Source organism: Stenotrophomonas sp. YJH_SMC_32 (assembly GCF_059369975.1).
In genome coordinates this window covers 130,536-150,869 of the sequence record NZ_JCAFTE010000007.1, presented here as the reverse complement: position 1 = coordinate 150,869, position 20,334 = coordinate 130,536, and the positions used below count along the sequence as shown (strand labels likewise).

Annotated in this window: 19 protein-coding genes; 12 read left to right on the top strand and 7 right to left on the bottom strand. The window is 66.5% G+C overall.

Features of this window, described 5'->3' with window-relative positions:
* Positions 1 to 76: 76 nt before the first annotated feature.
* Entirely contained in the window at positions 77 to 1,405 is a 1,329-nt protein-coding gene (locus AC5P7S_RS11605; protein WP_095377719.1) for an alpha/beta hydrolase family protein, read from the top strand.
* A 9-nt stretch (positions 1,406 to 1,414) separates the two neighbouring features.
* Here the strand turns inward: AC5P7S_RS11605 and AC5P7S_RS11600 are convergent, their stop codons facing one another.
* From AC5P7S_RS11600 to AC5P7S_RS11590, 3 genes are read right to left on the bottom strand one after another with little or no spacing between them, the layout of a single operon-like run.
* Positions 1,415 to 1,873, bottom strand: coding sequence for an SRPBCC family protein (locus AC5P7S_RS11600; protein ID WP_069139948.1), 459 nt, complete (start codon positions 1,871 to 1,873; stop codon positions 1,415 to 1,417).
* Between the two features lie 2 nt (positions 1,874 to 1,875).
* A complete protein-coding gene (locus AC5P7S_RS11595; RefSeq protein ID WP_095377718.1) occupies positions 1,876 to 2,190 on the bottom strand; it encodes an ArsR/SmtB family transcription factor in 315 nt (104 codons plus the stop codon).
* An 11-nt stretch (positions 2,191 to 2,201) separates the two neighbouring features.
* Positions 2,202 to 2,657 (bottom strand): SRPBCC family protein, encoded by a 456-nt coding sequence (locus tag AC5P7S_RS11590; protein WP_095377717.1) that lies wholly within the window; start codon positions 2,655 to 2,657, stop codon positions 2,202 to 2,204.
* A 233-nt stretch (positions 2,658 to 2,890) separates the two neighbouring features.
* Here AC5P7S_RS11590 and AC5P7S_RS11585 point away from each other — a divergent pair, with 233 nt between their 5' ends.
* The gene (locus AC5P7S_RS11585; RefSeq protein WP_095377716.1) at positions 2,891 to 3,478 is read left to right on the top strand and encodes a TetR/AcrR family transcriptional regulator; all 588 of its coding nucleotides are present in this window, start codon (positions 2,891 to 2,893) and stop codon (positions 3,476 to 3,478) included.
* A 92-nt stretch (positions 3,479 to 3,570) separates the two neighbouring features.
* Positions 3,571 to 4,071: a hypothetical protein gene (locus AC5P7S_RS11580; RefSeq protein ID WP_095377715.1), complete on the top strand. Its 501-nt coding sequence runs from the start codon at positions 3,571 to 3,573 to the stop codon at positions 4,069 to 4,071.
* Positions 4,072 to 4,082: 11 nt separating this feature from the next.
* Here AC5P7S_RS11580 and AC5P7S_RS11575 read toward each other — a convergent pair whose 3' ends face one another.
* From AC5P7S_RS11575 to AC5P7S_RS11565, 3 genes are all read right to left on the bottom strand, one after another.
* A complete protein-coding gene (locus tag AC5P7S_RS11575) occupies positions 4,083 to 4,550 on the bottom strand; it encodes a chemotaxis protein CheW (RefSeq protein WP_095377714.1) in 468 nt (155 codons plus the stop codon).
* A gap of 97 nt (positions 4,551 to 4,647) precedes the next feature.
* Complete coding sequence (locus tag AC5P7S_RS11570) at positions 4,648 to 5,091, bottom strand: BLUF domain-containing protein (RefSeq protein WP_095377713.1); 444 nt, start codon at positions 5,089 to 5,091, stop codon at positions 4,648 to 4,650.
* A gap of 94 nt (positions 5,092 to 5,185) precedes the next feature.
* The gene (locus AC5P7S_RS11565) at positions 5,186 to 6,187 is read right to left on the bottom strand and encodes a helix-turn-helix domain-containing protein (protein ID WP_095377712.1); all 1,002 of its coding nucleotides are present in this window, start codon (positions 6,185 to 6,187) and stop codon (positions 5,186 to 5,188) included.
* 337 nt (positions 6,188 to 6,524) lie between these two features.
* Between AC5P7S_RS11565 and AC5P7S_RS11560 the strand changes: the two genes are divergently transcribed.
* The 9 genes from AC5P7S_RS11560 (at position 6,525) to AC5P7S_RS11520 (ending at position 17,143) form a co-directional block, all read left to right on the top strand.
* Entirely contained in the window at positions 6,525 to 9,101 is a 2,577-nt protein-coding gene (locus tag AC5P7S_RS11560; RefSeq protein WP_095377711.1) for a TonB-dependent receptor plug domain-containing protein, read from the top strand.
* Positions 9,102 to 9,182: 81 nt separating this feature from the next.
* Positions 9,183 to 9,764 (top strand): FMN reductase, encoded by a 582-nt coding sequence (gene msuE / locus AC5P7S_RS11555; RefSeq protein WP_053498382.1) that lies wholly within the window; start codon positions 9,183 to 9,185, stop codon positions 9,762 to 9,764.
* 156 nt (positions 9,765 to 9,920) lie between these two features.
* Complete coding sequence (locus tag AC5P7S_RS11550; protein WP_065197036.1) at positions 9,921 to 10,283, top strand: DUF3088 family protein; 363 nt, start codon at positions 9,921 to 9,923, stop codon at positions 10,281 to 10,283.
* 14 nt (positions 10,284 to 10,297) lie between these two features.
* Complete coding sequence (locus AC5P7S_RS11545) at positions 10,298 to 11,275, top strand: MsnO8 family LLM class oxidoreductase (protein ID WP_095377710.1); 978 nt, start codon at positions 10,298 to 10,300, stop codon at positions 11,273 to 11,275.
* Positions 11,276 to 11,293: 18 nt separating this feature from the next.
* Positions 11,294 to 12,637 carry an LLM class flavin-dependent oxidoreductase gene (locus tag AC5P7S_RS11540; protein ID WP_095377709.1) on the top strand — a complete coding sequence of 448 codons (1,344 nt, stop codon included), beginning with the start codon at positions 11,294 to 11,296 and terminating at the stop codon, positions 12,635 to 12,637.
* 4 nt (positions 12,638 to 12,641) lie between these two features.
* Positions 12,642 to 13,862, top strand: a complete 1,221-nt coding sequence (locus tag AC5P7S_RS11535) for a M20 aminoacylase family protein (RefSeq protein ID WP_095377708.1) — start codon at positions 12,642 to 12,644, stop codon at positions 13,860 to 13,862.
* Entirely contained in the window at positions 13,859 to 14,410 is a 552-nt protein-coding gene (locus AC5P7S_RS11530) for a GNAT family N-acetyltransferase (protein ID WP_005416281.1), read from the top strand. The genes AC5P7S_RS11535 and AC5P7S_RS11530 overlap by 4 nt, the downstream gene beginning before the upstream one ends.
* Positions 14,407 to 16,149: an amino acid ABC transporter permease/ATP-binding protein gene (locus AC5P7S_RS11525; RefSeq protein ID WP_095377707.1), complete on the top strand. Its 1,743-nt coding sequence runs from the start codon at positions 14,407 to 14,409 to the stop codon at positions 16,147 to 16,149. The genes AC5P7S_RS11530 and AC5P7S_RS11525 overlap by 4 nt, the downstream gene beginning before the upstream one ends.
* A 16-nt stretch (positions 16,150 to 16,165) precedes the next feature.
* Positions 16,166 to 17,143: an ABC transporter substrate-binding protein gene (locus AC5P7S_RS11520; protein WP_069139936.1), complete on the top strand. Its 978-nt coding sequence runs from the start codon at positions 16,166 to 16,168 to the stop codon at positions 17,141 to 17,143.
* Between the two features lie 59 nt (positions 17,144 to 17,202).
* Here the strand turns inward: AC5P7S_RS11520 and AC5P7S_RS11515 are convergent, their stop codons facing one another.
* On the bottom strand, positions 17,203 to 20,322 hold the full coding sequence (locus tag AC5P7S_RS11515) for a discoidin domain-containing protein (protein WP_095377706.1): 3,120 nt from the start codon (positions 20,320 to 20,322) through the stop codon (positions 17,203 to 17,205).
* Positions 20,323 to 20,334: the final 12 nt, after the last annotated feature.

Genomic DNA, 20,334 nt, shown 5'->3' with positions numbered 1-20,334 from the left:
CATGAATCTGGCGAACGAACGCGCTAGGCTGCGCCCGGCGCCTGCGCGACGCGGGTTCACTGCAATGGGGACGGGCATGGCAGGGTGGAAGAGTCGTTCGTTGTTGAGCGCGGTGCTGGTGTGTTCGGGCCTGCCGGTTGCAGCCGCCGAGCTGTGCACGGCCAGTGCCTACGGTGATGGGCAGGGCAACATCGTGGTGCTGGGCGCACCCGCTGCGGCACCGGCCACGGGGCAGCGTTATCTGATGCTGGACGGGCGACGTGGCGCCACCGGCGATGCCAACGCACCGGTGAGCTGCAGCGGCGATGTGGTCAGCGTTAGCTCGCCTGCGGGGGCCACGCAGCGCTGGCAGCGACTGTCCACCCGCGATACCGATGCAACTTTCACCAGTGCCGGAACCAAGCTGGTCGGGCAGTTGATCGAACCCGCCGGTCCGGCCGATCCCAAGCGGCCGCTGGTGGTGCTGGTCCATGGCTCGGAACGCACGATGGCGGTGGCGGCGATCTACCAACGCATGCTGGTGGCGCAGGGAATCTCGGTGTTCGCCTACCAGAAGCGTGGCACCGGCGATTCGGAAGGCGAGTACACGCAGAACTTCGAGCTGCTGGCCGACGACGCGGCGGCGGCGCTGGCGAAGGCGCGTGAACTGGCCAAAGGCCGCTTCGGCCGTGCCGGCTACTTCGGTGGCAGCCAGGGCGGTTGGATCGCGCCGCTGGCGGCCACGCGTTCGCAGGCGGATTTCGTGGCGATCGGTTTCGGGCTGGTGGTCTCGCCCATCGAGGAGGACCGCGAGCAGTTGTTCGACGAGGCGCACCGCCTGCAACTGGATCCGGCGGCCATGAAGCAGGTCGGGCAGCTGTCAGAGGCCACCGCGCAGCTGATGCGCACGCATTTCAGTGAAGGTTTCGAGGCGCTGGCGAAGGTGCGTGCGCAGGTGGGTGCCGCGCCGTGGGCAAAGACCATCAGTGGCGAATACAGCGGTGACATGCTGCGCATGAGTGATGCTGACCTGCGCCGGATCGGTCGCGCGCGCTTCGATAACCTGGAGCTGATCTGGGACTACGACGCCGAGGCTGCGCTGCGCCGCCTGAAGGTGCCGTTGCTATGGGTGCTGGCCGAGCAGGACCGCGCCGCACCGATTGCGGCCACGCGCACCATCCTGGGGCGCCTGCGCGCGTCAGGACAGCCGATCGAGACCTACCTGTTCCCCGACACCGACCATGGCATGGTCGAGTTCCGCATCGATGCCGAGGGCAACCGCGTGTCGACGCGGATCACCGACGGCTATCTGCGCCTGCTGGCGGATTGGATCAAACAGGATGTGCACGGACAATACGGGCGCGCGCACAGTGAGCGATTGAGCGGATGGTGGCGCAGGCGGCTGATGGCGCTCCGCCGCCGATAGCGGCACGACTCAGCTCGGCTTCGCAAACACATCCAATCCCTTGCCGGTCTCCAGCAGCGACTTCAGGCTCGACAGCACGATCGGCCAGCCCTGGCGGATGCCGGTATCCATGCCGCTGCCGGGTTCCAATTCGTCGTGGGTGACGGTCAGCCGCACCATGTCCTGGTAGGGCACGATCTCGAAGGTGACCCGGCTGTAGGCATCGGGATTGTCGGCCTGCGAGGCGGCGGCCCAGGTGATGACCAGCCGCGAGGGCGGGGTGCTTTCCACCACTTCGCCGACCAGTTCGACCGAGCGCGTTTCGTTGGCGCGCACGTGCTGCCAGCGCGAGCCGGGTTTCCAGTCCGAGACGTTTTCGTGGCCCCAGTAGCGGCTGGCGATCTCGGGGCGGGTGATGGCCTCGAACACCTTCTGTGGGGTGGAGGCGATATAGATCACGTGGATGAAGCGGGTGGTCTCTGCGGACATCGTCATTCTCCTTCCAGTTCGCGTTTCAGGTCATGCAGCAGGCTCAGGCGCTGCTGCTCGAACTTGCGTACCCAGCGCTCGTAGACTTCATGCAGCGGCACCGGGTTGATGAAGTGCAGCTTCTCGCGGCCACGGCGCATGGTGCTGATCAAATTGGCGTCTTCCAGCAGGCCCAGGTGCTGGGTGACCGATTGCCGGGCCATGTCCAGGTGCTCGCACAGCTGGCCCAGGGTCTGGCCGTTGTCTTCGCAGAGCAGGTCCAGCAGCGTCCGGCGCGTGGGGTCGGCCAAGGCCTTGAACACCTTGTCTGCATTCATGCGGGGCGTCTTCAGTTCCAGTTGTCGATCCTGATGTCGTGTGGATTGGGCTGACCCTTGCCGGTTTCCAGCAGGGCCTTGAGGCTCAGCAGGAACACCGCCCACTTGGTGCTGCAGTGGGAGGTGAATTCGATGCGCTCTTTCCAGCCTTCATGGGTGAACAGGACGATGCAGTAGTCGCCTTCCTGCTTCAGCACGAAACGCGCATGCGTGCCGATCCATTCGGCAGGGCCGACGAGGAACTTCCAGAGCACCAGCTCGCCGGGAATGAGCTGTTCGAGCTGCATTTCCATGGCGCCGATTTCCTGGTCGTTGTTCGTGAAGCGCACCCTGACCGTGCCGCCGGTATCGCGGTCGCCATGGGTGTCTTCGGCCCACCAGGCGGCGACGCCTTCAGGGGTGGCCAGTGCTTGATACACCTGGCTTGCGGGGGCCTTGATGCCGACCCGGTGTGCGATATCCACCATTGCAGGTTCCTCGCATGGGCCGGCAGGCGCCGCCCTTGAGTGGACTATATGCAGGTAAATACCTGCATGTCAAAACCCGCCACGAATGCCCGGGTTTGGTAGTGCCGGCCGCTGGCCGGCATCCCGGTGGAGTCAGGGGCGTGCAGTTGCCGGCCAGCGGCCGGCACTACCAGATGCTGCCGACCTCGCAGCGGGGAGTTGACAGTGAGTCAACCTACTAGTAGGTTGACGACATGAAAGAGCCGCTCTCGCCCAAGGCCCAGGAGATCCTGGCCCACGCCCGTTCGCTGCTGGAGGCCGGTGGCTACAACGGCTTCAGCTACGCCGACGTGTCGGCGCGGGTGAACATCAGCAAGGCCAGCATCCATCACCATTTCCCCAGCAAGGCGGACCTGGTGCGCACGGTGGTTGAGCTGTACCGGGCCGAGGCGCGCGAAGGCCTGGCGCTGCTGGACCGGCAGCTGGACGACCCGCTGCAGGAGCTCAACGCGTATGTGGACTACTGGTCGAGCTGTATTGGCGGTGGCACGTCTTCGTTCTGCATCTGCGCGATGCTGGCGGCAGAGGCGCCGATGATCCCTGCGGAGATTGCCGAAGAAGTACGCGGGCATTTCGAGGATTTGAGTGGCTGGTTGGCGCTCACGTTGGAAAAGGGCGCGGCGCTGGGTCAACTGCGCCTGCAGGGTTCGGTGGCCGATGAGGCCAGAGCGTTCATGTCCTCGGTGCATGGCGCGATGCTGGCCGCGCGCGGTTTCGGCGATGCGGCGACGTTTGCTGCGCTGGCACGGTTGGCCATCGCGCGGGTGAGCGCGGCTGCCTGATGGATGTGTGCTGGGCCTGCGGCAACGTAGGCCTTTTCTTTGATCTAGAAGTCTACCTACTAGTAGGTTCAATCAACCCTTGGAGATGTTCCATGTCGCACTCTCTGTCCACGCTGGGCGTGATCCATACGGCCGTCAGCCTTGTACCGGTGTTCGCCGGCCTGTATGCCTTCATTCGCCATCGCGCGATCGACCCCGCGACACGCTCCGGCAAGCTGTACCTGCTTGGGCTGGTGCTGTCGGTGGCAACGTCGTTCACCGTCTCCAGTACGGGCGGGATCAACCCGGGCCACGCATTCGGAGTGATCGTGCTGCTGGTGGCGTTCGGCGGCGTGCTGGCGGCCCGGCTGCGCTGGCTGGGTGGCGCCGCACCTTACCTGTCGACATTTGCGCTGTCCTTCAGCTTCCTGCTGTCGCTGGTGCCAGGCGTGAATGAAACGCTGACACGGTTGCCGGTGAACCATCCCATTGCGGCTGCGCCGATGGCACCGGTGGTGCTGCACACGTTGCTGGGATTGGCGGTGGTGTTTGTGATCGGCTTTGCCGCGCAGTGCTGGCGCATGCGGTTTCAACCGGTTCGCAGGCGCCCTTGAGCAGAGGCGCCTCAGTCCCGCACCGCGAGCGCGGCCAGCAGCGACTGCGGTTCGATCAGCGCAGCCGAACGTGTGGCATCCACCCGAACGTGCCGGCTGCAGAAGTTGAACGGTCGACCCTGCGCCGGCGAGGCTGCGTCTGGAGATGCGTCCGGTGTTTCGATTTCCAGCACTTCATCTACCGCTAGCGCCAGGGTTGCGGTGCCGGCGCTGATCAACAGCATGGCTGGGCTGCCGCCATCGAACGCCGGTTGCCCGCTGAGCCTGCGCAGGTCGGCCACCGGCAATGGCTGCCCTCGTACCTCCAGGTTCCGCCTGCCATGCTGATCTGCAGGGCCGAAAGTCTCGGGGCCGCGTATTTCCACGGCCACCTGTACGTCGATCGCGAACAGGGCCGTGCCTGCACGAAGGACGACGACCTCGAACAACTCGGCGGGCGAGGCACGTGTTTGCGTTGAAGGTTGAGCGGGTACAGGCATGCTGTGGATCTGGCAGGAACGATGGGTAACGCGGCTTGAATGATGACGTCTGCAGGGAGCACGCGGCCGCGTGGGACTACGCGCGCAAGGCGGCGGTTCAGCTGGATCCGACGGGCGCATGGTGCGCACTGAGCGGGCCGATGCGCGGAAAGTGCGGACGCAGCAGGCCGACGAGCTGATCCATGCCCGGAACGGAATGGCCGAATTCGTCCCATCGTGCATTGACCAGGCCGGACACCACGACCTGCCCGGTCTCGATGCGGGTCATGGCCCAATAGGGAACAGCACGCGCGCTGATGGCCATGTCCAGTACCGGAACGACGGCAGCATGCGAGCGACTGTCATGGATGCGGCGCTTGACCGCCTCCAGGCCGTCGGGCGGACCTTCGACGTACTGGAAAAACCGCTGACCGTCGACGAGCAGCGCTCCGGTGACGTCCACGCGACGGTTGAACGTGGCAGAGCGGGAGACGATCTGCCGGAGGATTTCATCGGAAAGCGCAGCCGACATGTGGCTGGAGTAGGCAAATGCGTGGAGCATGGAAGGGGCTTCTTGTGACGCCCGTCACTATACGTGGGTCGCCATAGCCTGCCGTGAGCCTTTCCTCACGCATCATCGGGAGTGATGCGTTGGATCAGCAGCCCACCAACCGATCCGCGCCAATTCCGCCGCGATGCTGGCTGCGGTATTGGGTAGGACTGGCGTCCACCTGGCCGCGGAAGTGCCGGCGGAACGACTCCTGCGAACCAAAGCCGGCCTGCTCGGCAATCCACTGCAGCGGCCGGTCGGTGGTTTCCAGCAGCTCGCGGGCGAATGCCACGCGCTCGCGGATCAGCCAGTCGATGGGTGACAGGCCGGTGGCTTCCAGGAACTGCCGCTGCAGCGTGCGCTGGCTGAGCGCGGCCTGCTCGGCAAGACTGCCCAGCGAGTGCGGCTCGCGCAGGTTGCGGCGCATCCATTCCATCAGTTTTGCCAGACGCGAGGGCTCGCCATTCGGAATGGCGCGGCTGACACGCTGGCTGCGTTCGGCATCACGCCATGGCGCCAGTACCAGCCGCTCGGCCACTAGGTTGGCCACGCGCGCGCCGTAGTCCTTGCGCACCATGTGCAGCATCATGTCCATGCCGGTGGCCGAGCCGGCCGAGGTGATGACGTTGCCGGTGTCGACGTACAGCACGTCTTCGCGCACATCGATGCGCGGAAAGTCGCGTGCCAGCGCTTCGGTGAGGCGCCAGTGGGTGGTGGCCGGGCGGCCATCGAGCAGCCCGGCCCAGGCCAGCACGAAGGCGCCAGAGCAGATCGAGGCGATGCGTGCGCCACGGACGTGGGCGCGGATGAGTGCATCGAGCAGTGCCTGCGGCGGGCGTTCGCTGGGTTCGCGCCATCCGGGAATGACGATGATGTCGGCGTCATCAACAGTGCTGAGATCGTAGGGCAGCTGCACCTGTGCATTGCCGAGCATGCGCAGTGCACCGGGTTCACCCGCGCACAGCTGGGTGCGGTACCAGGCCACGCCGAGTTCCGGCCGCACAGGCGCGAACAGGCCTACCGCGCAGCCGAATTCGAACAGCCCCTGGCCGTGGCAGGCAACGATGGCGACGAGCGGCGCGGTGGGATCGGCGGGTGGGCTGGGCATGGCTTGATGCTACGGGTGGAGATGCGCGGCGCTGCGTGGTGCGCGGGCATGAGGTGATGCCTGCCAGGCATATGGAGCAGTCGCTCCCCTCTTGTAGAGCCGAGCCCACGCTCGGCTCAATACCGGCAGGGGGGATGCATCTGACGCCGTCGCGAAGAGCAGCCGAACGTGGGCTCGGCTCTACAGGCAGCAGCGCACCGTTGCGGCCACCTAACGTCATTACCAGCGGTCATGTGGGTGGCCGGATGTTACGGCTGGGTGACGCGATCGCGCCTGTCGCGGTGGGTGAACAGGCCCTTGAATGGAAGCGTGTTTCCGGCCCACCCCCACGAGCCCCATGCCTGCTGCCCACGCCCCTGTGCTGAACACTCTCGCCGTCCTGATCGCCAGCGTTCTGGCCGCATCGCCTGGCCATGCGGCTGACGCCGATGCGGATCCTGCTGCCACCGCTGCAACGGCCAACGTGGCAGCGTCCACGCTGGATGCGGTGGTCGTTACCGGGTCGCGCACCAGCACGCGCACGGTGAAGAACAGTTCCACCCCGATCGATGTGATTTCCGCAGAGGACCTTGCTGCGACCGGCCAGGCCAACCTGCTGGAAGCGTTGCAGCGCAGCCTGCCGTCGCTGAGCCAGATCGGTGGCTACCAGAGCGACCAGGAGAGCCTGATCCGTGGCTACCAGCTGCGCAATCTCTCGCCGGGTTACACGCTGGTGCTGGTGAACGGCAAGCGCCGCAATGCCAGTGCCTATGTGAGCGGTGCCAACGGCGGCGGTTTCCCCGGCCATGCCTGGGCAGACCTGGCGTTGATTCCAGTCTCGGCGATCGACCACGTGGAAGTACTGCGCGATGGCGCGTCGGCCATCTATGGCTCGGACGCGATCACCGGCGTGGTCAACGTGATCCTGAAATCGCAGGCACACGGTGGCGAGCTTTCCGTGGAAAGCGGGCAGAGCATTGATGGCGATGGCGCGCGCACCAGCGTGCGTGCCAACGTGGGCCTGCCGTGGGGCGCCGATGGCTTCGTCAACCTGTCGGGCGAAACCACGCGGCAGCACCACGCGATCCGTACCCGCCGCTACATCGATGGCTATCTGAGCTATCCGGCGGTAGATGCCAACGGCAATCTGGTCGCGCTGCGACCGAACAACCGGTTGCCGGCCGGCGCATCGCCGAACCCGGCCGAGGCCAACCGCGATGCCGAGGCCAACACCATCCTCAGTTCGCCATCGTATGCGCTGAAGGCGTTTGCGGTGAACGTGGGCCATGGCCTGGGCGAGAGCGCCCAGTTCTACGCCAATGCCACCGCCAGTGATCGAACCGCGCAGGCGATCCAGAATTTCCGCCTGCCGGCGACCATCTTCACCACTTACAAGGCGCCGGGTGTGCTGAGCGTGTTTCCCGATGGCTTCCTGCCGGTGCTGGAAACCAAGGAGAAGCAGTACACCGGCATCGCAGGTGTCAAAGGCCAGATCGCGGGCTGGGATTACGACGCCAGCCTGACCGGCAATCGCAGCACGGTGCGCACCTATACGCGCAACTCGGTGAACTACTCGCTGCAGTACCCCGGCTCGCCCACCGATTTCTACGACGGCAAGCTGGACTACCAGCAGGGCATCGCCAACCTCGACCTGCGCCGTGGCTTCGAGGTGGCGGCATTCGCTTCGCCGCTGGAAGTGAGCGCAGGTGCTGAGTACCAGCATGAACAGTACGAGCGCGGGGCGGGGCAGTGGGAGTCGTACACCGGCTTTGGTGCTGCAGCGTTCGTCGGCTATTCCACTGCGGACGCGGTGAAGGCCACCCGCAACAGCAAGGCGGTGTACGTGGGTGCGGCCGCCAACATCACCTCACGTTGGTATCTGGATGCGGCCGCGCGCTGGGAAGACCATTCCGACTTCGGCAGTGTCTCGACCGGCCGCCTGACCACCCGCTTCGATTTCACCGATGCGCTGGGTGTACGCGCGACGGTCAGCAATGGCTTCCATGCGCCCAGCCTGGGCGCGCAGTTCTACCAGGCCACCGGCAGCTGCCCGTGCGGCACCACGCTGGTGGCACAGGTGTCTTCGCCGGCGGCGAATGCGTTGGGTGCCACACCGCTGAAGCCGGAAAAGGCCACCAACTACAGCCTGGGCGTGACCTGGGACCCGAGCCCGGCGTTCCACCTGGCCGTGGATGCCTACCAGATCGACATCCGTGGCCAGCTCGGCCAGTCCAGCCAGATCGGCTACAACGCGCAGGATCCAGCGCGCATCACCGACAACAGCGGCACGGTGCTGACTGCGGCGCAGAAGAACACCATCGATGCGCTGCTGGGTTCGGCCGGCATCAGCATCCTGCCGGGTGATGCGTTCTATGCCAGCTACTTCACCAACGTGGGCAATACCCGCACACGCGGTGTCGAGCTGACCCTGGAAGCGAACCAGGAAACGGCGTGGGGCAAGCTGCGCTGGAGCTATGCGGCCAACGTCGGCCGCACCACGATCCGGAAGGTCAGTGATATTCCGGCGGCGCTGCAGGGGCTGCCCAATATCAACCTGCTGACCAAATCCAGCGAGTACGCACTGCGCTTCCGCACGCCCAGCTACACCCAGGTGGCGGGCTTGGGCTGGCAGAACGGGCGCTGGCGCTCGAATGTCGACTTCACCTACTACGGCCCGATCAAGCGCCTGAACAACGGCGTGGAATACAGGCAGCCGCCGGTGCTGGTGACCAACCTTTCAGGTGCGGTGGAGCTGGGTGCGGGCTGGAGCGCGGCGCTGGGCGTCAACAACGTGTTCGACAAGCGCACGCGCAAGGTGCCGGAGTACGCGCGCAGTGCTACCGATGTGGCCAGCATCGAGACGACGTGGGATTCGGGCGATGTGCTGAGCCGGATCGGGACGTTCTGGTACGGGCGGATCAATTACCGGTTCTGAGGTGGAGCAGCCGAGCATGGCTCGGCTCTACAGAACGCGAAAGGCGGCCGGACGGGGTTCGGCATCATCGAGGAGCAGTTCATGTCTTCTGCATTGAGGGTGGTTGCAGTGGTGGGGTCACCGACCAGCTCGGCGACGTCACGTACGTTGCTGCTGGTGCGGCACCTGTTGGCGTCGTTGCAGCAGCGGGTGCACGCCAGCGTGGAGCTGGTGGAGCTGGCGCCGATCGCGCGCTCAGTGGGGCAGTCGCTGTCGCGCGATGAAGTGGAGCCGGCGGTGGAACAGGCGCTGCAGGCCATCGAGACCGCCGAACTGCTGGTGGTGGCCGCGCCGGTGCATCGCGGTTCGTATCCGGGGCTGTTCAAGCACCTGGTCGACTTCATCGGGCTGGAGGCGCTGGTGGATACACCGGTGCTGCTGGCGGCGACCGGTGGCAGCGAGCGCCATGCACTGGTGATCGACCACCAGTTGCGGCCGTTGTTCAGCTTCCTGCAGGCGCACACGCTGCCGATCGGGGTGTATGCCACGCCGGCCGACTTTGATGGCGAGCACCTCAACAGTGCAGCGTTGCAGGCCCGCATCGCGCTGGCGACCGAGCGTGCGGCCGGGCATCTGGCTACGCAGGCGCTGGCGGTAGCGGCGCCACTGCGACGCATCGCCTGATGCCATAACCGGCGGCGCTTTGCATATGGCCAAGGCGCATCTGCGTGGCCGGATCTGACCGCCGATTGTCGCCTGGCACCGCCACCGCAAGCACCGGCATCCCTAGCATCGAAATCGAAGCGGCATCGCATTGCCGGCCCTGATGAGGACACTCCCGTGGCGTTGGACGCAGCAAGCAAACCCATCCTGTTCCTGCTCGACCGCGAGTTCGAGGATGGCCAGATTCCTGGCCAGCGCTTCTTCTGCCGGCACAGCCTGCTGCTGGAAGGGGCGCTGTCGAGCATCGACGGCCTCGACGCGCAGCTGGACGTACGTCGCATTGGTTTCGCGCGGCCACGCCGCGAGGTGATCGCCGAGATCGGCGAGCAGGACCAGTCGTTGCCCAAGCTGGTGCTGCCGCAGGGCGTGCGCAGCGAGCTGGCCAGTGGCGCGCATCAGGACCGCCAGTACATCTCCGGTGCCGAGCCGATCCTGGCTGCGCTGAACGGATTGCTTGGCATTCCCGTGGCCCACCCCTGAGCGAGGACACGACCTTGAGCTATCTGATCAGCGTCTTGGACAAGAGCCCGGTGGCCGAAGGCGCCTCGCCAGAGCAGGCGCTGCGCAACAGCCTGCAGTTGGCGCAGCGCGCCGAGCAGCTGGGCTATCACCGGTACTGGTTTGCCGAGCATCATGCCGCGCCGGCGCTTGCCAGCCCGGCGCCTGAAGTGCTGGCCGCCTGGGTGCTGGCGCAGACCCGTCGCATCCGCATCGGCAGTGGCGGGGTGATGCTGCGCCACTATGCGCCGTACAAGGTGGCCGAGAGCTTCAACCTGCTGGCGGCGTTGGCACCGGGGCGCGTGGATCTGGGCGTGGGCAAGGCGCCCGGTGGCCTGCCAGCATCGACCGCCGCGCTGGCGGCGGGACGCCCGGCATTCGCCGATTTCGACCAGCAGCTGCGCGACCTGGAGGGCTATCTGTCCGGTGCCGCAACCGAGGCGCTGGCGCGCCCGATTCCACAGCAGGCGCCGGAGCGCTTCCTGCTCGGTGCCAGCCCGCAGAGTGCGCAGCAGGCGGCCGAGCTCGGCTGGCGCTTCGTGTATGCCGCGCACTTTGATGGCGACCCGAAACACATCGAGGCCGCGTTCGACGCCTACCGCGGTGTCTCCACGCAACCGCCGTTGCTGGCCACGGTGGCCTTCGCCGCGCCGACTGCCGAAGCAGCCGCACGCCATATCGGTGCGCTGCGCGTCTACAAGCTGCATCTTGGCCCGGGGCAGACGGTGAACCTGCCCAGCCCCGAGGCGGCTGCCGAGTACGCGCGCCAGGTGGGGGTGGCCGACTTCCGCATCGAGGAGACGCGCCCCAGCGTGCTGTCCGGTGATGCGCAGCACGTGCGCGGCGAACTGGATGCGCTGCACCGGCGTTTCGGCGTGGGCGAGTTCATCCTCGATGCGCCGGTGGCCGACCTCGACGCACGCCTGACATCCCTTGAACTGCTGTCGCCCGCGCCGCGCGCGGCGGTGGCCTGACCTGCAGGAGCGATTTCCATGAGCACCACCCCGCGCCACATTCCGTTCGGCATCATGCTGCAGGGCCCCGGCAGCCACATGCATGCCTGGAAGCATCCGTCCAACCCGGCCGATGCCAGCGTCAACCTGCAGTTCTACATCGACATCGCGCGCACTGCCGAGGAAAACGGCATCGCCTTCGGCTTCGTGGCCGACGGCCTGTACATCAACGAGAAGTCGATCCCGCATTTCCTCAACCGCTTCGAGCCGATCTCGCTGCTGTCGGCGCTGGCCACGGCAACGAAGAAGATCGGCCTGGCGGGTACGCTGTCGACGTCCTACAGCGATCCGTTCACCGTGGCCCGCCAGTTCGCTTCGCTGGATCTGCTCAGTGGTGGTCGTGCTGGCTGGAACGTGGTGACCTCGCCGTTGGAAGGTTCGGGTCGCAACTATGGCCGGCCGCACCCGGAGCATGCGCTGCGCTACCAGATCGCCGACGAATATCTGGAGGTGGTGCAGGGGCTGTGGGATTCGTGGGATGACGACGCCTTCGTGCGTGAGCGCGACAGCGGTACGTTCTTCGCGTCGGGAAAGTTCCGCCGCCTCGACCACAAGGGCCGCTTCTTCCAGGTGGAAGGGCCGCTCAACATCCAGCGTTCGCCACAGGGCCAGCCGGTAATCTTCCAGGCCGGTTCGTCTGACGACGGCATCGCGCTGGCCGGCAAGTATGCCGACGCGGTGTTCACTCATTCGCCATCGCTGGAAGAAACCCGCGCGTTCACCCAGAAGGTGAAGAACTCGGCGATCGCGCATGGCCGCAGCGGCAATGACGTGAAGATCTTCCCGGGTATCGGCCCCATCGTCGGCCGTACTGCCGAGGAGGCCGAAGCCAAGTACCAGGCGATCGCTGCACTGGCCACGCTGGAGGATGCGCTGGCGTACCTGGGGCGCTTCTTCGATCACCATGATTTCAGCCAGTACGATCCGGACGCGCCCTTCCCGGAGTTGGGTGAGATCGGCAGCAACTCGTTCCGTTCCACCACCGATCGCATCAAGCAGGATGCGCGAGAAAAGGAGCTGAGCCTGCGCCAGGTGGCACTGGAGGCGGTCAGCCCACGACCGAACTTCATCGGTACGCCGGAGCATCTGGCCGATGAGCTGATCCGCTGGTTCGATGCCGGTGCCAGCGACGGCTTCATCCTTGGTTTCGCCGCACAGCGCGAAGGCCTGGACGATTTCGTGACCCAGGTGCTGCCGATCCTGCAGGCGCGCGGCTACCACCAGCGCGAGCTGGAAGGACAGACGCTGCGCGAGCATCTGGGTCTGCCGTACAAGGCCAGCCGCCATGCGACCGACGCTGAACTGGCGCGGAAGGTGGGGTAGGGCAATGAGCGGAGAAACCGCAGTAGCACCGGGCCAGGCCCGGCGGGGTTCCCCAGCGACTGGCGTGTTGCCCGAAATCGCAGCACGCGCCGAGGCCGCCATCGCGATCCGCCATGACCTGCATCGGCACCCGGAGCTGGCCTTCGAAGAGCATCGCACCAGCGCCCGCGTGGCCGAGCTGCTGCAGCAATGGGGTTATGAAGTGACCACTGGCCTCGGCGGCACCGGCGTGGTCGGTACGTTGCAGCGCGGGCAGGGCAGTCGTCGGCTGGGGCTGCGTGCGGACATCGATGCCTTGCCGATCCACGAAGACTCCGGGCTGGCCTACGCCAGCCAGACCGAGGGCCTGATGCATGCCTGCGGCCACGATGGGCATACCGCGATCCTGCTGTCCGCTGCGCACTATCTGGCCCATCACGGCAATATCGACGGCACCCTGCAGCTGGTGTTCCAGCCTGCGGAAGAAACCGGTTCGGGTGCATCGAAGATGCTTGCCGACGGCCTGTTCGAGCGCTTCCCGGTGGATGCGATCTATGGGCTGCACAATTGGCCCGGCGTACCAGTCGGCCACTTCGGCTTCGTCGACGGCCCGGCGATGGCGTCGGTGGACTGGGCGCGGCTGAAGGTGATCGGCAAGGGCGGCCACGGTGCCGAGCCGCAGGGCAGCGTGGATCCGATCCTGGCGGCAGCGCACATCGTCACCGCGCTGCAGAGCGTGGTGTCGCGCAATGTCGATCCGCGGCAGATGGGCGTGGTCACCGTCGGCTCAATCCACGGTGGGCAGGCTGCCAATGTGATTCCGGACGTGGTCGAGCTGAAGCTGACCGTGCGCGCCTACCTGCCCGAGGTGCGCGACACGCTGCGACGCCGGGTCACGGAACTTGCCGAGCAGACCGCCGCCGCGTTCGGCGCGCGCGCCGAGATTGAATTCCCGCGCGGCTTCCCCAGCGTGATCAACCACCCGCAACAGACGGCCTATGTCCGCAAGGTGGCGGTGCAGTGCTTCGGCGCCGAACAGGTGGTGCCCGGCTTCGCACCGCGCACCGCCAGCGAGGACTTTGCCTTCCTGCTGCAGGCGCGGCCCGGCAGCTTCGTGTTCGTCGGCAACGGCGACAGTGCACCGTTGCACAGCCCGCGCTATGTGTTCAACGACGCCGCCATTGCACCCGCTGCCAGCCTGTGGGCGCGGCTGGCCGAAGACTACCTGGTGAAGGACGTGGCATGAGCAACAACGAACGCTTCCTCTATACCTCGGTCGATGACCCGCTGGCGCGGCCGCTGTTCGCTGGCCTGGAACAGGAGTACGACCGCCGTTACGCCGACGTGCGCCGACGCATCGGTGGCAGCGCCCGCGAGGAGCTGCAGCGCTATCCGGCGCAGGCCTTCGCGGCGCCGGTAGGGGCCTTCGTACTGTTGCTGCGCGACGGTGTGGCGATCTCTGGCGGCGCCTTCATGCCGCACCGCGATCCAGACACCGCCGAATTCAAGCGCATCTGGACGCTGCCGGGGTTGCGACGCCAGGGCATCGCGCGGCGCGTGCTGCAGGAACTGGAAGAACAGGCGGCACGCCAAGGCTATCGGCGTGTGTTCCTGACCACCGGCTTCCGCCAGCCCGAAGCTGTCGGCCTGTACCTCAGCCATGGCTACACCGCGCTGTTCGATCTGGATGCAGATCCGGAAACCGTCGCGCACCTGCCCTTCGAGAAGCACCTTGGGCAACCGGCGCCAGTGCTTTCGCCGTCGCAGGCCGTGCTGCACGGGGCCCATGCATGAGTACACCGTCGTCTGCGCTTGAGGGAATCACTGCGCGTCCTGCGCCAGCGCCCGAATTGAAGATCGTGCCGGCCCGGCATCCACTGCAGGGGGTTGGTACGGTGCTGGCACTCGCGCTGATCCTGATCGGCCTTCAATCAGTACTTGGCAATCCGCGTTGGGGCTGGGGCACTTTTGCCGAATGGTTCTTCGCACGCCCGGTGCTTGAGGGCCTGGGCCGCACGCTGCTGCTGACCGCGCTCGGTACTGGCCTCGGTTTCGCGCTGGGCACCTTGCTGGCGTTGGCCCGCGTCTCCGGTTCGCCGCTGCTGTCGGCGGTGTCGTGGGGCTATGTGTGGCTGTTCCGCTCGATCCCGCTGCTGGTGCTGTTGCTGCTGCTGAACAACCTGGGCTATCTATACAGCACCATCGAGCTGGGCGTGCCGTTCACCGGCATCAGCCTGTTCTCGTACCCGACCACGCAGCTGATCGGCGTGTTCACCGCCGCGGTGCTGGGCCTGACCCTGAACCAGGCAGCGTTCTCGGCCGAGGTGATCCGCGGTGGCATCCTCTCGGTCGACCACGGCCAGTACGAGGCCGCGGCCGCGCTCGGCCTGCCGCGTGGCCGCCAGGTGCGCCGCATCATCCTGCCGCAGGCGATGCGTTCGATCCTGCCGGCGGCGTTCAACGATGTGATCGGCCTGGCCAAGAGCACCTCGGTGGTCTACGTGCTGGCGCTGCCGGAGCTGTTCTACACCGTGCAGGTGATCTATCGGCGCAACCTGGAAGTGGTGCCGCTGCTGATGGTGGCCACGGTCTGGTACCTGGTGATCCTGACCGTACTTTCACTGCTGCAGCGACGCGTGGAGCAGCGCTTCGCGCGCGGCCAACTGCAGCGCGAGCGCTCGGCATCGCGCGTGTCATCGCCGCGCGTGCAGAGTGATGCCACACCGCGCGTGGTCAACCGCCCGTGCATCGCCGCGCAGGTGGATGCCGGCGAGGGCGCGGCGGTGTCGCTGCACGGCGTAGGCAAGGTGTTTGGCGACCAGCCGGTGCTGGAGGATGTGAACCTGGACCTGCGCGCCGGCAGCGTGACGGTGCTGATCGGCCCATCGGGCGCCGGCAAGTCCACTCTGCTGCGGCTGATCAACCACCTGGAGCGTGCCGACAGCGGCTACGTGACCGTCGGCGGCCAGTTGATCGGCTACCGCCGTGACGGTGACACCCTGTACGAACTGCCCGAGCGTGAGATCCGCCGTCGGCGTGCCGAGGTGGGCATGGTGTTCCAGGGCTTCAATCTGTTCCCGCACCTGACCGCGCTGGAGAACATCATCGAGGCACCGATCGCGGTGCGTGGCGTGCCACGTGCGCAGGCCGAACAACAGGCGCGCACGCTGCTGGAGCGGGTCGGCCTGGCCGACAGGGCCGATGCCTTCCCGCGCCAGCTGTCCGGTGGCCAGCAGCAGCGCATCGCGATTGCCCGCGCGCTGGCGCTGCAGCCGAAGGTGCTGCTGTTCGACGAACCCACGTCGGCGCTGGATCCGGAACTGGTGGCCGAGGTGCTGAGCGTGATCGAAGAACTGGCCCGTTCCGGTACCACGCTGGTGATCGTCACCCATGAGCTGAGCTTCGCCCGCCGCGTGGCTGACCACGTGGTGATGATGGACCAGGGCCGGGTGATCGAGCAGGGTACGCCCGACGCCGTGTTCGAGCAGCCGCGCCAGCAACGCACGGCCGATTTCCTGGCCAAGACCCTGTAACCCCGGAAGGAGCACCATGAGTCGTGCAGCATCGCGTCGTCCCTCGCGCAGCACCCTGTTGATCGTGGCGGTGCTGGTCATCGGCATTGCCGGTATCGTCTACTCGCGCGTGCGCCAGGCACCGGATGCAGGCACCGTGGCAGCGACCAGCCTGGCCGGCGCGAACACGGCCGTCCTGAAGGGCACCTTCGACCCGAAGGCGAAGGCGTTGATCCCCGCCGGTTATCAGTTCGTCACCCCTGGGGCGTTTACCGTGGCCACCCATCCGGGGCAGCTGCCGCTGGCCGACTACGGCGCCGACAGCAAGGACGTGGTCGGCATCGAGCCGGACATCGCGCGGCTGATCGCCGATGCGTTGGGCCTGAAGCTGGTGATCGTGCCGGTCGCGTGGGCGGACTGGCCGCTGGGGCTGGAATCGGGCAAGTACGATGCGGTGCTGTCGAACGTGACGGTGACCGAAGAGCGCAAGAAGAAGTTCGACTTCTCCAGCTACCGCTACGATCTTCTGGGCATCTATACGCGCAGCGACGGGCCCATCCAGAAGATCGAAAAGCCCGCTGATGTGGCCGGGCTGAAGGTCGTGGTGGGCGCCAGCACCAACCAGGACCAGATCCTGCGGCAGTGGGACCGGCAGAACATTGCGGCCGGCCTGAAACCGGTGGAGTACCAGTACTTCGATGACGCCGTGGTCGGCCGCTTGGCGGTGATCACTGGCCGCGCCGATGTCTCGTTCGAGCCCAATGCCACCGGCGCCTACTCGGCACGCGATGGCAAGGTGCGGCGCGTGGGCCTGTTCCCCGGTGGCTGGCCGAACGCTGCGGCGATCTCGGTGACGACGCGCAAGGGCAGCGGCCTGGCCGATGCGGTGACGCAGGCGTTGAACACCCAGATCGGCAGCGGCACCTATGCGCAGGCATTGGCGCGCTGGAACCTGGCCGAGGAGGCGGTGCCGCAATCGCAGACCAATCCGCCGGGGTTGCCGACGCTGCAATGACACCGGGCGTGGCCCGGCGCTACCGCTGCTTCTGTAGAGCCGAGCCATGCTCGGCTGCTCTACCAACGCGCCTCCAGCGTTCTGAATGGTCTTGCCAAGCGCATGCCCTCCGCATCGAACGCGGTAACGTCGCGCCCATCCACACGCACGGTCTTCGGCATCGTCCGCGCCGGCCACCAGACCTTCACCGCCGTCCCACTGCGCAGGCCCTTGCCCAGCGTGATCGATAGCGTGCCGTCGCGTTGCCGTGCCTGCATCTGCAACGTGCCATACGCGGTGGGCAGGCGTTCCACCGCCAATCCATCGCCCGCCACCCACGAGGGGGGCGGGCCCGGCAGCAATGACAACGCATCATCGTCTTCGCGCATCAGCATGCCGAACAGGGTGCGGCCGTACTCGGCACCAATCCAGGTATGCGGCATGTCGCCCAGGTAGCGGGGGAAACGCAGCCGCGAGTGCACGACCTCGGCGAGTACCTGCCACTCAAGCGGGCGCCGATCATGCAGCAGTCCCTGCAGCAGCTCATCAGCAACCTGCGGTTGGCCCAGGTGCACATAGCTCAGCACGTTGCGGATCTCATACGGCGTATAGGCGTACAGCGCATCGGGCTGGCCGCGCTTGCGCACATCCTCCAGATAACGCGCGAAGGTGGTCCGCAGTGCCTCGGCGGGCAGCACGCTCTGCGCACCGGTCGGGTCCAGTGCGATCGAAACGCCGGTGGGATCGCCATCGCCTAGGTCGGCCGAGGAGGGAATGAAGTCGATGCCCTTCCACGCCATCGTCGCCCGGATCGAGGCACGCAGTGCGTCGTAGAGCAGCTTGTATTGTTCGCGCGCCCAGGCTGCGGTCTGGTGGTCGCCGAGCGATTCGGCCAGCCAAGCGCCGTCGTGCCACCCCTTCAGGCCCCAGTAGTCGTCCCAGTAGCTGTGGGTGGGCGACGGATAGCCCTCATGGCTGATCGACGGCGCAAGAATGCCCGCGAACCGTTCCGGCGAAGGCTGGTCAGCCTTGTAACCGGGCACCAGCGTGCGCTCGCGCAGCTCCTGCAGGAAGCGCAGCGCGGCCTTCACCTTCGGCAGGTAGTCACGCACCGACTCGGGTCCGCCGTCCAGGCGCGCGACATCGGCCACCAGCGCGACGTACTGGCCCTGACTGTCGTACTCGATGTCCGATCCAAAGCCGGTGTTGACGCTGCCATCGTCGTTGAGGATCGGTGAGACCAGGCCGTTGGCATGCACGCCGTGTTCGCTGTACCAGGCCAGGTAGTCGCGCGCCACGCGGGCTTCGCCCATCCGCAGCAGCACCGCCGAGGTGGCCATGCCGTCGCGGATGAAGGAACGGTTGTAGTTGCGCGGGCCGGGCTGCATGGCTGGACCGGTCTGGTTGATCAGCATGTAGGCGGCCTGCGCGCGCAGCATGTCCACCAGCGACGGATCGGGCAGGCGCAGGCCGACCTGGCCCAGCCGTGCCTGCCAGTCCGCAGACGCCTGCGTGGCCAGTGAATCAAACGCCGCATTGGCATCGCGGGGCAGCGTGGCCAGATCCAGCGCAGGCGCTTCGGGCAGCACGCCATTGGCATCGGCGGCGGCGGTGCCCAACGGGAACGCGACCACGACGGCATCACTGGTTCCCGGCGCCAACGAGACGCGGTAGTTCAATGCAGCCGAGGCAAGCCCCTGATCATCACGCACCTGTTGCGTGGAAGGCAGCTGGCCGGCAGCGAGGGTCGCGGTGATCTCCGTTGCGCCATCCTTGCCGAATGGCGCCGCACCCGACGCAGCCACCGGCGTGAGCGACTGCAGCAGCGTGCGGCCATTGACGCGCACGGATTGCCTATCGATGGCCACCTCGCGGATCGGGGACAGCCCGCCGTTCTGCCACGGCGGATTCATCTGCATCGGGCGCACCACCAGGCTGAGCGTGCCATCGATCCGGGTGCTGCCGGTGTTGTGCAGGCGATGCCGCAGGAAGGTCACCGGCTGGCCATCGCGCTCGATGGCGAATACTTCACTGCGCAGCTGCAGGCCGGGTTGCGGTGACCAGGTGGCAGAGGGCATCGGCTTCCAGCCGTCGCGCAGGGCATGCTGCATTGCCTGCCCGGCGGCACCTGCGGCACGCCCGTCAGCGCTTCGCCAGATCGGCTGCACCAGTGGCGCGCCCTTGAAGGCTTCCAGGTTGCCGTACTCGTCGAAGATCGATTTCTGTCGTCCTGCATGCACACCCACGGCCGTCCAGTAGGTCTGCTGCATCTGCAGCGAGGCCGGGAACAACGCGCGCTGGGCGCCGCTGGCAACGATCTGATACTGCTTCATCGGCGTCATCACGACTTTCGGACCGAGCAGGCGCAGGCGTGCGATCCGTGGCGCAGCGCCGTCCACGTTCAGGCGGAAAGCACGCAATGGTTGTGCTGCAGTGGTGGCCAGCCAGCTTTGCCGGTGACTGGCCGCCTGTGCATCGTGTGCGAGGTCCTGCCAACGGCCCTGTGCATCCTGCGCCTGTAGTCGGGCGGCGCCTCGTGCGCCATCGGCCCAGTCGACCACCAGGCCAGCCGTTGATTGGGCCTGCGGCAGCGTGATCTCGAACGTATGGGATCCATTTGCCCCGGCCGGCATCGCGACGGTGCCGCCGCCTTGCCAGAGCGCCGCTGCCTGCGTTGCATCGATACCGCTGATGCGTGCGCTGAGCGTGCTGTCCAGCGGCTCCATCTCGAAGATCGACACGCCCCAATCGGAAGTGCGCTGCGGGCTGGCCAGCCGCAGGTAGCGCGCCTGCCGTGGCGCGAAGTACAGCGTTTCCACGTCGCCAAGCGAATCGGCCATCGTGTACGCGGTCTGCCACTGCCTGCCGTCCAGTGAGGTCTGCAGCGAATAGCCTTCCGGATTGGAGACATCCCAGGTGAGGCGCGCGCCGGCCAGCATTGCAGGCGCGCCGAGATCGATCTGGAACCAGTGGCCCGGACTGAATGCACCGCCGGTAACGGTCTTCGGGTTGCCGTCGATCAGGTGGCTGATCGCCATCGCCGGCACTTGCTGCGAGGAACTGCTGGCCTGCCATTGGCTGCGCGGGGGAAGGGTCTGTGCCTGTGCGCTGGAGGCCAGGGCGGCCAACAGTAAGGCCGCAGCAGGGCGCAATTGAAAAAGCGGTGTGGAGACCTTGGAGCGTTCGGCGCGCAACGTCATTACGGACAGCCT